Here is a 14,101-nt window from a genome sequence, read left to right on the forward strand (position 1 = left end):
GTCATGTCCGCACACATCGCCCTCACGGCTCTCGTGGTCCACGACTACGACGAGGCCATCGACTTCTACACCCGCGCCCTCGGCTTCGAACTGGCCGAGGACACCGCGCGGCCGGACGGCTCGCGGTGGGTGGTGGTCCGCCCGCCGGGCGCCAAGGAGTCCGCGCTCCTGCTGGCCCGCGCCAAGGACGACGCCCAGCGCTCCCGGGTCGGCGACCAGACGGGCGGCCGCGTCGGCTTCTTCCTCTACACCGACGACTTCGCCGCCGACCACGCCCGCATGACGGCCGAAGGCGTCCGCTTCCTGGAGGAGCCGCGCCACGAGCCGTACGGCTCCGTCGCGGTCTTCCAGGACCTCTACGGCAACCGCTGGGACCTCCTCCAGCCGGCGGCCTAGGCCGCCGCCCCTCCGGCGGGGCCCCCGCGAGCGGTGAGCCGGGGCGACTCGGCCGCCGCGTCGACGGCAGCACCGGCCTCCACCCGCCCCGCCAGCGCCCGGGCCCAGCGCACGAGCCCGTCCAGGTCCATCCCGTACGGCGGCCGCGCCCCGGCCGCCCAGGTCTCCCCGGCCTCCCCGCCCGCCTCGTCCCGTCCGGCCAGGACGTCCGCTCCGCGGCGCAGCAGCCGCGCTCCGCCCACCGCGTTGCCCCGCGCCGCGTGCGTCAGCCCGACCGCCAGCTGCGCGAGACCCCGCCAGAGCCCCGCCTCGGCCCCGGGCCCGGACTTCCAGGCGTCCTCGAAGACCTCGTGCGCGTGGAAGGGCATGCCGGCGTCCAGCAGCCGCTGCGCCTCCGCGAGGGTCTCGCCGGGCGTCCGGACCAGCCCCTCGGGCTGCCGATCCACGCCTTGGGCCCCGTAGGGCAGCGGCCGTCCCAGCCCGTCCCTGGGCCGCGCGCTGCGCGCCCGCCCCTCACCGTCCCGATCTCTTGCGTTCACCCCCTCATCCTCCCTCCCGCCGATTACCGGTGCATGCACACCCCTCGTCGTGGGGTAATGTTCTGCATGTGCCGCCGGGACGGGGAGAGCCCAAGTGGGAAGCCCAGTCGGAAGCACATCGGGACGTGGCGCAGCTTGGTAGCGCACTTGACTGGGGGTCAAGGGGTCGCAGGTTCAAATCCTGTCGTCCCGACTCGAAAGAGTCGCAGGTCAGGGGCCGTTTTGGAGCAATCCAAAACGGCCCCTTGATCATTCCTGGGGACCATTTGGGGACCAGCGCACTTGACTGATCTGAAGCGCGCCTTGACTCGGTCAAGGCGCGCGATGAACCTGTCCCTTGACATCAGCAGCTCCGTGCATGCGCACTCGAAGCCGGTCGGGCTCATTGCTTCGAGCTGCCGCATCCTGTGCGCGAGCAACGGCCAGAGTCGGGCACGACACTATGCGCCCCATGATTCCATGCCCTGGGCGAACTTGATGTCTGTGAGTGCCGCCACCGTCAGCCGCTTCGTTGCTCTACGAGCAGCCTGAGGACGCATCCCAATCCCACGCAGCGACAGCAGGAACGATTGGACGGGGAACTCTGGCGTGATCTGCCCCAGGGTGTGAAGTCGGCCCAGGCGCGCGGTCCTCGGGGAGACGCATGCACGACGCGCGGCGGCCGCTCATCTGGCCCTTACCAGGCGCGGCCGTCCGGAGGGAGCTCGTCTGTCTCCTGCTGCATACGGTGCAGGGCGGAGGCTGCGAGGTCGCGGTAGAACTGCTCCTCGACGCTACCTCTGGCGCATTCGTCGGCCAATTCCGTGGCCTTCACGTGCTGCTCGACGTCCTCGGGGTAGGGCTGGCCAGGTGTCCCGGAACGCGTTCCGCTGATGCTGGCGGCGTGCAAAGCGCCCCTCACTCGCTCCAGGCTGGCGTCTCCGTGACGGTCCGCAGCACGCAGGCAGCTGCGTACGAAGTCAACGTCCCAGACAATCGTCCTGTGGGCCTTGGACAGCATGTCCGCGGCAATCCTGATCTTCACGGGGTCACTGTCGTGGAAGTACTCGTCGATTACCTCGGTGACCCTTGCGTCGTAGGGCCCTGCGACAAGCTTAAAGAGGTCGGCTCCCAGGTAGCGCCGGCGGATGGATTCCGGTTCGGCGGCGATCCAGTCGCGGATTTGTCGCAGTAGGGCCGGGAAGTCGTCGTGCTCGCGGAACGGTGGCGTCACATCCCAGTGGAAGGGCAGGGGGGAGTACGTGCCTGTCGCTGGGCGTGGTGAGGACTCGACTCTGGATTCGAGCAGCTCGATGACGGTGAGGGGTTCGGTGCTGACGAGTTCTGCAAGGAAGCGGACGATTTCGTAGCTGTCGATGGACGATGCCGTGGCCAGGGCTGTGAGGAATGCCTTCTGCTGGCTCTGGGAGAGATCCGACCAGGACAGCGCGCTGAACGGGGGGCCCGCAATGGCCATGGCGAACCTGCCGAGGTCCGCTTTCTCGACGGCGGGCGATGTGGTGAGCAGGTCGATGGCCAGGTCCTTGTGCTGCGCGGCGATGGCGGGCACGGCGCCAAGAGCGGCCCTGCGCACGATGCTGTCCCCGTGGGTGGCGAGTGCCCGCAGCAGCTCGCCCTCGCCACCTAGCAGATCGCCGCGACCGCGCTGGTTACCAAAAGCTTGGGCCACTTCCCGGGTGAGTTCGGTGTTCTTTGAGTTCAAGAGTGTTCGGCCCCAGTGGACCGCGCGGTCGCCAGCGGCGTGCCCCATCGCAGCGAGAGCAACCGCCACCAGCGATGCCGGCAGACGTTCGGGCGCATCCATGGCCCGCTCACAGATGGCTTCACCGACGGACGGACGATTGGTGACTAGCGTCCAGATGAATGGTTGGGACCGGCCGGTGTCCGGGCCGAACACCTTCTCGTTCTCGCTCAGCAAAGCATCTACGCGCGTGGCGATCTCATTGTCTGTCCAGTCAGCCAGAGCGGCCATCACATCCCGAAACAGAGAGTCTTGCGCTGCGCGCCAGTCCGAGACGTCGGAAAAGACGGATGGGTCGGCCGGTCCGCCATGCAGCGCTCGGGCGAGTTCGTTGTCCGGTGAGGTAGGGATCGAGCTCAGTAGGTCCTTGGCGGGGCGACGAAGGCCGTCGGGGCCGTGTCGCGCGAGCCAGCGCAACTCGGTGCGCACAGCGACCAGGATTGCTGGTGGCAGGGTGTGTTGCAGGATGAACAGATGCAGACGCTCGACGGTGCTGGCGAGGTACGGGATCCACGGCTGACGCATGGCGTCTGTCACCGACAATCCGAAACTGCCATGTGGCAGCCTGAAGGCGTTACCGATGAGGGAGCGGGCTGCCGAGGCGCGTTCGAGTTGCGGGTGTCCCAGCTCCTCGAACGCCAGGTTCAGCACCAGGCCGCGCATGTCCAGGACCTCGCTGGTCGGGGCCAGCACGTAGGGTCGGAAGGTCAGGGACCACGTGGCCGGCGTCCACAACTCGTCGTGGCCTTCAGTGACCAGCAAGGGGGTCAGCACGCTCAGCGGCTGATGAACGGACGGAGCATCGAGTGAGCGGGTCAGCCAGCGCTCGACCTGGCTGACGAGGACCTGCTGGTACTTGGTGGGTCCCCAGTGGGTATAGCCGGCCAGTTCCTCCAGAACCCGCAAGGGGTGCGAGGGGTTTTGAGGCGGGGGGCGCTGGTCGTCGCGTCCCAGGCGCCAAAGGAGGGAGGCAGCCTGTGGCAGGGACTCTAGCGAACGGGCGGCGGCTTGGAGGACAGCAACGAGTGCGTAGCGCACATCTGTGTTGGTCCAGGTGTGGGTCAGTCCGAATCCGACGTCCACGGTTGCGGGGCCACAGGGGTTGTCCACCGCCCAAATAGTCAGGTCGATAGCCCGCCGCGGTTGGAAGAAGGCAACCTTCGCTACGACCTCCAGCAGGCTCACCCGACCCCGTGCGTCCGCGGAGCGGAAGGTTGCCGTGATCCCCTCCCACAGGGGCTCGATCAGTCCGCCAGAGCCGAGGTCCCGTTGCTGTTGCCACTCCACACGGCCGGTGTTCACCACCAGGTTGGCCAGTGCGCTGCCTTGGCCGGCTTCCATGGCTTTGGCGAGGTAGCCCGTGGGCAGCCCTGTGCTGCGGTGACGCGCTGCCTTGACAAGCAGGGCGTCACCCAGCAGGTCCGGGACCAGACGCACGGTGGTGCCGTGCCTCAGGACCACCCCGGCCTGCTCCAGGGTCTCCAAGTGCTGGGCTGAGACGTCGAACGGCAGCCCGGTCAGGGCCTCCATTGAGCTTTGGACCTCTGGTTCCGTGAGCCGGACAGGCTGGAACGCAGCGAGGGCGGAAAGTAGTTCCCGGGGCACCTGACCGGCTGCCGGATCTGCCGTCAGCGCTGCAGCGAGCCGGTCGGTAAGTTCCAGGTGGAGTTGCTCGTCACCTTCGAACCTTCGGGGATCCAGCTCTCCGCTGTTGATCAGCGCCGCGCCGGTGACGATCAGCAGTGGGCAATCCCGTGCCGATGCGGCGAGCCTCGGTGCATGGAGCCTTACATCTTCGTTCAGAATCTCGCCAGCTAGGGAGAGGGCGTCGTCGAACTCAAGGTCTCCGATCTCGACCAGAGTGGCGTCGCTAACGTGCGTGCCAGCACGAGCCAGTGCGCGGCGGGCGTGGGGAATGCCGTACGGCCTGAGGGAGAGGAGCACGTTGGCGGAGCTGTTGGCGTTCCGAACTCCAGAGACAATCCTGTCCAGAGGGAGGGTGTCGTTGTGTGCGTCGTCGACGATCACCAGCAGACTGCCCTCGCTCGGCAGTTCCCTGAATACCCCTGAGCTGATGTCGGAGTCGGTGCCGAGTACCCGTACTTCGACGGCGGGCTCTGCGTCGTGCAGCGCTTCGCACAGGGCCGTCAGGATCTTCGTCTTCCCGACTCCGCCCCGGCCGACGAGGAGCGCGACGCCTCCTTGCCCGTTCCTGGCGAACGGCACGAGGCTGTCCATCGTCTGCGCACGTCCGACGAGTTGCCAGCGGTGGGTGTAGACCGAGCCCCTGTTCATCTGGCGGAGGTAGTCGTCGGGTTTCATCCAGGGGCCTGGCCCCGTGGGTCCGTTCTGCTGGAACACGACCTGCGTGCCGACCACATCGCCTAGGAAGACAGAGCCCCGGAAGTCGATGTGATCCCCTCGATACCAGGTCCCCGCGCTGCCAGGCGTATGCCGCTGCATGGCTTCCCCGACGGCTTGCGCGGTGTGCGGATCGGCGACAAGGAGGTCCGCCACACGGGTGCCCCAGGAACGCACTGCATCCTGCCGGTCCGGCTGGGCAGCTGCCTCAGCCAGCACGTCTGCGCAGGCACACGGGTCTTGCGTCAGCGCCCGCGCCAGTTCCTCCACGAGCTGGCGTCCGGCCTCCCCGCCGGCGCCGTCGGCCAAAGCCGCCAGCAATGCCGGTGGCAACGCCTCATTCATCTACGGCTTCTCTCTCCCGCACAACGGCCGCTCGGATCCGTAGGTCAACGGTAGAGGTTCACACCGTGCTGCGCGCAGTCCTGGCGTACAACACGATCTGCACACCGAGACCGACCACCGCGAGCGCCTCGAGCACCGACAGGGCGACGAGCAGCACGCCGTCCGGCCTGCCGGTCCAGAAGACCAGCAGCCCTGCCAGCGGCAGCACGCAGAACGCCGTCAGGTCCACCAAACACTGGAACGTCTTGCGGGAACTCCGCCGTGCATCGCCACGATGGGCTTCCTCCCACCCGAAGGCGGCAAAATCGCCGTGGGAACCTGCTAGTTGTGTCAGACGGGGGCCAAGCTCCTTGTGGACGTACCGCCCGATCGCCGAGATCTTCTCGTCGTTGACCAGATACGTCCACCCCAGAACGATGCACACAGGCGCCAAGGCAAGGAGCATTGATATCTGCTTGGCCTGTGCCACGGCCGCAATGATCGCGGCGGTGACGGCGAGCGTCACGTAGAGCAGGTTGTCGCGAAACCCGATACGCGCCTTCTGCTCGTCCTTGACGCTCTGGTACTCAACGAGCAGCAGCTGCGCAACACTGACGCCCTCTCCCGGCTCCGACACAGGCCCCCACCCTTCCTGTCCAACGCCCCGCGTATGGCGCTGATGCGGCGATATCATAGTTCCGTGACTGATACCCAGCCCATCGCAGTGATCCTCACCGCGCTTGCGGTGGAGTACGAGGCCGTACGAGAACACCTGAGGGATGCCAAGGAACTCGTACACGACGACGGGACCCGGGTAGAGCAAGGCAGGCTCGAGGGCACGCCCTGGACGGTGGCGATCGCCGAGCTGGGCGTGGGAGCCCTCAACGCCGCCGCACTCACCACGCAAGTGGTCGGCTGGCTTCGCCCGCAAGTGCTGCTGTTTGTGGGGGTCGCGGGCGGCCTCAAGGATGACATTGCGATCGGTGACGTTGTGGTCGGGACGAAGGTGTATGCCGTCCACGGTGGCAAGCAGACCACGCAAGGATTCCTCGCCCGGCCCGAAGCGTGGAATGGCTCCTACCGGCTACTGCAGACGGCCCGTGCGGTACTGCGGGACATGGAGGGTGTCTGCGGCCACTTCAAGCCCATCGCATGTGGTGACATCGTCCTGACTGATGACCAGTCCGCGTTCGCCGAGTACATCCGACAGAATTACAACGATGCCTGCGCCATCGAGATGGAAGGCTCCGGCGCCGCCCACGCCGCCCATCTCAACGGCCAGGACGTCCTCGTGATTCGAGGCATCAGCGACCGAGCTAACCCACACAAGCACGAGGCGGACGCTTCGGGATCCCAGCAGTGGGCCGCCAAGCAGGCGGCCGCGGTGGCGGAGGCCATCCTGCGTAAGCAGCAGCCCCGAGGCGGCTCCTCTACCCCTGAGAGGGGACCCTCTCGAGGCCATACGACCGAAGCCACCTACGGCGGCGACCACATTGACTTCCGGGGCGGCACCTTCCTCGGGCCTGTCACCGGCAAGACAGCCGGGCCGCGTTCCGACGATGGACGGTGCTAGGCGTATGGATCACGAGTGTTGTTGACATCGGCAGGTCTTGAACATGGCGAAGACCTCCGGTTTGGTGGGAGCTGTCGAGGAGCTCACCTCCTGGACGTCTTCGTGTCTCACCGTAGTGCCAGGCTGACCATCTTTGGTCGGCGGCTTCAGTGCCGCCAGGTCGGCCGTTTCGTTGCGGCGCAGTCGTCCGCGGCCGCCTGCATCCAGGTCGGAGGAGCGGATGAGAGCCAGGCGCAGCCTGTGTGCGGGGATCTGCTCATCGCGCCGGGCTTCGTACAGGGCGCGCGATGTACGAAGCGGTGGACACCGCTGACGGTGAGGCGGGTCGGCCCAGCAAAGTGGGCATCGGCTGGTCGTGCTGCAGTTCGCGCTACGCGACCACCAGCTGATGGCTCGCTTTCCGCCGGCGCCCGTCTGCGACGGGGGCCCGAGGGCCAGGTGGCACCCCTTGGGGACCAGTTGGGGACCAGCGCCTACGTCGGTGGGCGCACGGCAGGTACGTATGTGAACGCTCCGCACCCGCAGATTGCGGTATGTGTCGCGAAATTTCCTCCGCCCCATCGATCTGGGGGTCAAGGGGTCGCAGGTTCAAATCCTGTCGTCCCGACTCGAAAGAGTCGCAGGTCAGAGGCTGTATCGGAGAGATTCGATACGGCCTCTTGATCGTTTCTGGGGACCAATTGGGGACCAGGCTCGCCCGGGTGGGTGCGTGGCGCACTTTGACCGGGTCAAGGTGCGCCGCGGAAGCGTCAGCGACGTGGCAACTTCATGGCGATGCATCGTGATTGGCAGGGCAGGCCGGCGGAGACTTCCGACTGGCAGTACTGGCGGGATTCGCCGTCAAGCGTCCCGCGGATGGCATCCCCGTGCCACCCATGAAATAGAGGTCCTCACGGAGGCATCAGGCCTCGGGGTGGCCAGGCGGTGCTGTTGAGTCCGCCGGCGTAGCCAGCCGTTCGATTGACTGCCCGCGGGTGCTGAACTTGCTCGTAGATCTTCCCCGCCTCCTGGAATGGCTCGGCCACCTTCTGGCCGGTTCCACTCCGAGGGCGTCAATGATGTCTCTGCCGGTGATGGGCCGGAGCTTGGCGCGAAGGCGGTCTGCAGCATCGCCGTCCGTCACGACTGCCCCACTCCCGCCGCCCTCGATGGCGGCGAGGACGTGGAAGGGGATCGGGGATGCGCCAACCTCCCGGCTGATCGCGTGATCGCGTGATCGCGTGATCGCGTGATCGCGTGATCGCGTGCGGTCCGAAAAGATAGTCAGAGAGGGATAGTTGACGGACTATGAGGACCAAGTCCCCTTCGTGGTCCGGTTGGACGCCGACGACCGACAGGAGCTCTTCCGAAGCGGCAATCCCCTCGCCTTCCCCGCGAGGCAGGTTCTGCTGCGGGAGCACGAACCCTCGACACACGTCCTGATCATCCTCTCCGGCTGGGCCAAGGTGACCTCGGCTGCGGCCAACGGGTACGAGGCGCTCCTCGCGCTTCGAGGACCCGGGGACATCGTCGGTGAGTAGGCCCTGCTCAGTCGACGGCCGCGTGGGGCCACCGTCACCGCGCTCGAACGGGTCGAGGCGCTAGCCGTCGACGCCGAGACGTTCGGCGCTCTTCTTGACAAACGGCCCGGTATCGCACGGAAGTTGCTGGCGCTCGTGAGGGGTTTCCTCTCGCTGGAACGTCAACCGCCGCAAACGTAGAGCGCCCGTCACGCAATGGTTTAACTTTCAGCCACTGTGTCCGTTAGTCGGACAAGCCGGGAGACCTGGCGTCATCACCCGGTCTACGTGCGTGTGGCCGCCATCAACTTGGCGCATTTCGCGTGGAATCACGCTCCGTTCAGCTCCGGTGGCCGCCCGCCACAGCCTCACGCGAGCGCGGCCACCGCTTGCGCGGCGAGCATCTGCTCCAGGTCCAGGACGGCGCGCGGGGCGTGCCGGGTGTCGATGCGGACGGCGTAGATGAAGCGCGTCAACTGCGGCTCGGCCAGGGGGCGGGCCACGACCCGGGTGCTGCCGCGGGACAGGGCGAGTTGCGGCATGACGGCCACGCACAGGCCTGCGGCCACGAAGCCGAGCACGGTGTTGAAGTCGTCCCCCTCGTATTGCAGGCGGGCCTGGAAGCCAGGCGTCTTGGCCATCTGGGAAAGCAGTTCCAGGCGCAGTGCGGCCTCCGGAGCCGCGATCCATGTCTCGGACGCGAGGCTGGCCAGGTCGATGACCTCCCTGTCGGCCAGGCGGTGGTGTGCCGGGACCACGGCCACCACCGGATCCCGGGCGACCAGCGTCCGGCGCAGCATCCGGGGCGGCGGGACGGGGATGAAGTCGTAGTCGTAGCTGAGGGCCAGGTCCATGTCCCCCCGCTTGAGCCGGTTGTAGCAGGCCTCGGGTTCCAGTTGGCTGAGGCTGACCTGCACGTCGGGGTAGACCGCGTGGAGTTGGGCCAGCGCTTGCGGAACGATGCTGGTGGCGGCCGAGGCGAAGGCGCCGAGGCGGATCCGTCCGGCCGTACCCGCGCGCATGGCGTCGAGTTCCACCGATGCCGTCGCCAACGCGTTGCGGACGCCCTGCTCGGCGTCGAGAAGGACTTCGCCTGCCGGTGTGGCGCGCACGGGCCGGCGCTCCAGCACTCTCAGGCCCGCGCGGCGTTCGAGTTCGGCGATCTGCTGGGAGACCGCGGGCGCGCTGTAGCCGAGCTCGCGTGCGGCGGCGTTGAAGGAGCCGTGCCGCACGACGGCTTCGAGGGTGGCGAGCAGGCGGGGGTCGAGTCCGTGCACGGAGTTAAGGCTCACTTATCTGTCGCGAAGATATGTTTTCTTGTGATTGCGGATGAACGCCAGCAGGATTCTTGCTCGCGGCAAGAAAAACGCAAGCCCGCGCTCCCGGATCGTGACCGCCCCTCCACCTTGTCGCCGGGGCGCCCTCCGCCAGTGCCCCGTCCGCCCCGTCCGCCCTTTCTGCCGCAGCCCGCCGTGGCCGGGGACGTCCGGCGGGGCGCGGGTGTGCACCCGGCCGTCGACGATCACCCCTCACGCCCTGAAAGGAAGTGGTATGCCCCAGCCACCACTCATCGGACTCACCACCTACCTGGCCGACGCCCGGTGGGGCGAGTGGGATCTGCCCGCCGCAGTGCTGCCTGCGGCCTACGCCGGCTGTCTCCAGGCCGCGGGCGGCCGGGCCGTCCTGCTGCCGCCGGATGCCCCGTCGGCAGCGGCCGATGTGGTCGCACGTCTGGACGCGATCGTCCTGACGGGAGGCGAGGACGTGGATCCCGCCCTGTACGGCGCCCGGCCCCACCCGTGCACGGGGCCGCCGGTCCGCGAGCGCGACCGGTGGGAGCAGGCTGTACTGGCCGCCGGTCTCGCCCGCGACATACCCGTGCTCGGAGTGTGCCGGGGTATGCAGCTGATGAACGTACACGCCGGAGGCACCCTCATCCAGCACCTGCCCGACAGGGTGGGCCATCACGGCCACAACCCCTACCGGGGCCACTTCTGTGCCCACACCGTCACCACCGCGCCGGGGACCCGGATCGGCGCCCTCCTGCCGGGGACCCGCGAGGTCGCCACGCACCATCATCAGGCCGTGGATCGCCTCGGCTCCGGGTTCATCGTGGCAGCCCGTGCGGCGGATGGCACCGTCGAGGCGATCGAGAGCACCCGGCACCGCTTCGCCGTGGGCGTCCAGTGGCATCCGGAGATGGGTGTCGACACGCCGGTGGTGCACGCCCTGGTGGATGCCGCCGGTTCCGCCGCAGACACCGATCGGGCGGCTTCGGTGGCAGGACGGAAAGTGCGCACGGTACGAAACTCGCCGGGCCGGACTTTCCCGACACAGGTGTCTTGACACCCTCCGGCGCACCCATCAGGATCGTAACGTGAACCTGTCAGACAGCCAGACAGGTGGCCAGGCCCCGCGGCGCGTCAGCGCGATGGAAGCGGTCTTCGGCCACCTGCGCAGCGCCATCGAGCGCGGTGAGTACGTCGTGGGCGACAAGCTCCCCTCCGAAGCCGAGTTGTGCCGGACCCTGGAGGTCAGCCGGCCCGTGCTGCGGGAGGCGCTCCGAGCCCTCCAAGCCATCGGCCTGACCGCCTCCAAGAGCGGAAAGGGCACGTTCGTCCTGGCGAACACGGTCGAGGACCCCACCTTCGGCGACTACGTCGCCAGCGACCTGCTGGAGGTGCGCCGGCACGTCGAGATCCCGGTCGCCGGGTACGCCGCGCTGCGCCGCACCCCGGAGGACCTGGACCATCTGGGCCATCTGCTCGACCGGATGGAGCAGGAGACCGACACCACCGCGTGGGTGGCGATGGACACCGTCTTCCACCTGGCGGTGGCCGAGGCATCCCGCAACCCCGTCTTCCGCCGCGTCATCGAGGAGATCCGCGACGCACTGGCGCGTCAGTCGACCTTCCTCAACGAACTGGGCGGCCGGCGCGAGCAGTCCAACTGCGAGCACCGGGCGATCCTCGAGGCGCTGGCCGACGGTTCCGAGCACGACGCGGTGGAGGCCATGTCCCACCACCTCCTGAGGGTCGAGATGACCCTCACAGAAATCGTGCGCCCCCAGCGCGCGGCCACCTCCACGGAAGGCAGACCCGAGGCGTGAGCGAGCAGTTCCTCAAAGACGAGAAGCGCCCCACGACCCGTCACGTGGACGCCGGGGACACCGGCTACAGCAAGTCCTTGACACCCCGGCACGTCAACATGATCGCCATCGGGGGTGCGATCGGCACCGGGCTCTTCCTCGGCGCGGGCGGACGCCTCGCCGACGCCGGCCCCTCACTGTTCGTCGCCTACGCCGTCTGCGGGATCTTCGCGTTCCTCGTCGTACGCGCGCTCGGTGAGCTCGTCATGTACCGGCCGTCCTCCGGCGCCTTCGTCTCGTACGCCCGGGAGTTCCTCGGGGAGAAGGGCGCGTACACCGCGGGCTGGATGTACTTCCTCAACTGGGCGACCACCGGCATCGCCGACATCACCGCCGTCGCCACCTACACCCATTACTGGCGCCTGTTCTCCGACGTCCCGCAGTGGGTGATCGCGCTCATAGCCCTGGCCGTGGTCCTCACCGTGAACCTCATCTCGGTGCGGATCTTCGGCGAACTGGAGTTCTGGTTCGCCATCGTCAAGGTCGGCGCGCTGGTCGTCTTCATGGCCATCGGGATCTTCTTCCTCGTGACCCGGCACCCCATCGACGACGCCGTGCCCGGTCCGTCCCTGATCACCGACAACGGCGGGATCTTCCCCAACGGCCTGCTGCCCATGCTGCTGATCATCCAGGGCGTCGTCTTCGCCTACGCCTCCGTCGAGCTGGTCGGAGTCGCGGCCGGTGAGACCGAGAATCCCGAGGAGATCATGCCGAAGGCGATCAACTCGATCATGTGGCGCGTCGGCCTCTTCTACGTCGGCTCGGTCGTCCTGCTGTCGATGCTGATGCCGTGGAACAGCTACAGCGCCGGCCAGAGCCCGTTCGTGACCGTGCTCTCCCACATCGGCATCCCGGCGGCCGGTGACGTGATGAATCTGGTCGTTCTCACCGCGGCCATGTCCTCGCTCAACTCCGGCCTCTACTCCACCGGCCGCATCCTGCGCTCGATGGCCGTCAACGGCTCAGCCCCGAGCTTCACCGCCCGGCTGAGCCGCACCCAGGTGCCCTACGGCGGCATCCTGCTCACCAGCGGCATGTGCGTCCTCGGCGTCGGGCTCAACTTCGTCGTTCCGGCGGACGCGTTCGAGATCGTGCTCAACCTGGCCGCCATCGGCATCCTCGCCACCTGGGGCATGATCATGCTCTGCCACCTCCTCTTCTGGCGGAAGACCCGTGACGGCGAACTGACCCGTCCCTCCTACCGCCTGCCCGGGTCCCCGTGGACCGAACTCGTGACGCTGGCCTTCCTCGCCTCCGTCCTGGTCCTCATGTACGCCGACGGAGGAGCGGCGCGCACCACCGTGCTGTGCGTGCCACTGATCGCCGCGGCGCTGGTCGCCGGCTGGTACGCCGTCCGCGGCCGCGTGGCGCGCGCCGCCGCGAAGAGCGAGGGCTGAGCCGGACGCCGGTCCGGCCCGGCCCCGGCCCCGGGCCGGACCGGCCGTCCGCCCCACTGGTCCGCAGCAACCCACCACCGAACGAGGCAGTGATGCGCAGCAGTCTCCTCGCGGACGCGCCCGTGATCCGCGAGCCCCAGCATGCACCGGTCGCCCATGTCACCCGGGGCGGCATGATCGAGGGAGTCCACTACGGCTCCGTCGTCGTCCTCGACGGTGAGGGCGAAGTCCGGTTGAGCCTCGGCGACATCGAAGCCGCGTGCTACCCGCGCTCAGCCCTCAAGCCGGTCCAGGCCCTCGCCATGGTGCGGGCCGGGCTGCCGCTCGACGGCGCCCTGCTCTCCCTCTCGATGGGCAGCCACTCCGGCGAGGAGCGCCACCTCGCCGGTACCCGGCTGATCCTCGAACTGGCCGGCCTCACCGAGGACGACCTGCGCAACGTCCCCGACATGCCGTACGCCCCGGCGGTCCGGGATGCCTGGGTGCGCGAGGGCCGCGGGCCTTCCCGGCTCGCCCAGAACTGCTCCGGCAAGCACGCGGCGATGCTGTACCTGTGCAAGCTGGCCGGCTGGCCCTTGGAGAGCTACCTCGACCCGGGCCACCCGCTTCAGAGGGCGATCGCCGAGGTCGTCGAGGAACTCACCGGCCAGCACATCGCGAACGTCACCGTCGACGGCTGCGGATCCCCGCTGTTCGCAGTGTCCCTGCACGGCCTGGCCCGCGCCGCCGCCCGCATCGCCACCGCCGCTCCGGACACCGCCGAGCGCCGGGTGGCGGACGCGCTGCGCGTCCACCCGGAGATGGCCTCCGGCACGGGGCGGGACACGGCCGAGCTGATGCGCGCGGTGCCCGGGCTACTGGCCAAGGACGGCTTCGAGGGCGTCCAGGTGGCCGCGCTGCCCGACGGCCGGGCCGTCGCAGTGAAGATCGCCGACGGGGCGGACCGGGCCCGCATCCCGGTGACGGCCGCAGCCCTCGCCCGGGCGGGAGTCGAGCCGCGGCTGCTCGCCGGGTTCGAGGGCGAGCAGATGACCGGCGGCGGCCGGCCCGTCGGCGGCATCCGGCCGGTGGCGGCGCTGAACCCGCCCGGCGTCCCCGCCACCGCCTGACTCCATCCCCTTTC

General features: G+C 68.3%; 11 protein-coding genes and 1 tRNA gene. 8 read left to right on the plus strand and 4 right to left on the minus strand.

Going from position 1 to position 14,101, the window contains the following annotated elements:
* The first annotated feature begins 3 nt into the window (after nt 1-3).
* Nucleotides 4-396 carry a VOC family protein gene (locus OG490_RS31415; protein ID WP_330299648.1) on the plus strand — a complete coding sequence of 131 codons (393 nt, stop codon included), beginning with the start codon at nt 4-6 and terminating at the stop codon, nt 394-396.
* Here the strand turns inward: OG490_RS31415 and OG490_RS31420 are convergent.
* Complete coding sequence (locus tag OG490_RS31420) at nt 393-935, minus strand: DUF309 domain-containing protein (RefSeq protein WP_330299649.1); 543 nt, start codon at nt 933-935, stop codon at nt 393-395. The genes OG490_RS31415 and OG490_RS31420 overlap by 4 nt on opposite strands.
* A gap of 119 nt (nt 936-1,054) precedes the next feature.
* Here OG490_RS31420 and OG490_RS31425 point away from each other — a divergent pair.
* Nucleotides 1,055-1,128: transfer RNA gene (locus OG490_RS31425), tRNA-Pro, on the plus strand.
* A gap of 483 nt (nt 1,129-1,611) precedes the next feature.
* Here OG490_RS31425 and OG490_RS31430 read toward each other — a convergent pair.
* Both OG490_RS31430 and OG490_RS31435 read right to left on the minus strand, forming a co-directional pair.
* Complete coding sequence (locus OG490_RS31430) at nt 1,612-5,382, minus strand: P-loop NTPase (protein ID WP_330299650.1); 3,771 nt, start codon at nt 5,380-5,382, stop codon at nt 1,612-1,614.
* Between the two features lie 58 nt (nt 5,383-5,440).
* Complete coding sequence (locus OG490_RS31435; RefSeq protein ID WP_330299651.1) at nt 5,441-5,998, minus strand: hypothetical protein; 558 nt, start codon at nt 5,996-5,998, stop codon at nt 5,441-5,443.
* Nucleotides 5,999-6,040: 42 nt separating this feature from the next.
* Between OG490_RS31435 and OG490_RS31440 the strand changes: the two genes are divergently transcribed.
* Together OG490_RS31440 and OG490_RS31445 are read left to right on the plus strand one after the other, a co-directional pair.
* Nucleotides 6,041-6,934, plus strand: a complete 894-nt coding sequence (locus OG490_RS31440; protein ID WP_443065996.1) for a 5'-methylthioadenosine/S-adenosylhomocysteine nucleosidase — start codon at nt 6,041-6,043, stop codon at nt 6,932-6,934.
* A gap of 1,277 nt (nt 6,935-8,211) precedes the next feature.
* Entirely contained in the window at nt 8,212-8,454 is a 243-nt protein-coding gene (locus tag OG490_RS31445) for a Crp/Fnr family transcriptional regulator (RefSeq protein ID WP_443065898.1), read from the plus strand.
* Between the two features lie 347 nt (nt 8,455-8,801).
* On the opposite strand, the gene OG490_RS31450 is transcribed toward OG490_RS31445, so the two are convergent.
* A complete protein-coding gene (locus tag OG490_RS31450) occupies nt 8,802-9,710 on the minus strand; it encodes a LysR family transcriptional regulator (RefSeq protein ID WP_330299653.1) in 909 nt (302 codons plus the stop codon).
* Nucleotides 9,711-9,984: 274 nt separating this feature from the next.
* Here OG490_RS31450 and OG490_RS31455 point away from each other — a divergent pair, with 274 nt between their 5' ends.
* From OG490_RS31455 to OG490_RS31470, 4 genes are all read left to right on the plus strand, one after another.
* Entirely contained in the window at nt 9,985-10,779 is a 795-nt protein-coding gene (locus tag OG490_RS31455; RefSeq protein WP_330299654.1) for a gamma-glutamyl-gamma-aminobutyrate hydrolase family protein, read from the plus strand.
* Between the two features lie 31 nt (nt 10,780-10,810).
* On the plus strand, nt 10,811-11,542 hold the full coding sequence (locus tag OG490_RS31460; protein WP_330299655.1) for a FadR/GntR family transcriptional regulator: 732 nt from the start codon (nt 10,811-10,813) through the stop codon (nt 11,540-11,542).
* On the plus strand, nt 11,539-12,978 hold the full coding sequence (locus OG490_RS31465; RefSeq protein WP_257553328.1) for an amino acid permease: 1,440 nt from the start codon (nt 11,539-11,541) through the stop codon (nt 12,976-12,978). The genes OG490_RS31460 and OG490_RS31465 overlap by 4 nt, the downstream gene beginning before the upstream one ends.
* Before the next feature lie 92 nt (nt 12,979-13,070).
* Entirely contained in the window at nt 13,071-14,087 is a 1,017-nt protein-coding gene (locus OG490_RS31470; RefSeq protein ID WP_330299656.1) for an asparaginase, read from the plus strand.
* Nucleotides 14,088-14,101 lie beyond the last annotated feature (14 nt).

This window comes from Streptomyces sp. NBC_00503, from assembly GCF_036346895.1.
In the GTDB taxonomy this organism is placed as follows: Bacteria; Actinomycetota; Actinomycetes; order Streptomycetales; family Streptomycetaceae; genus Streptomyces.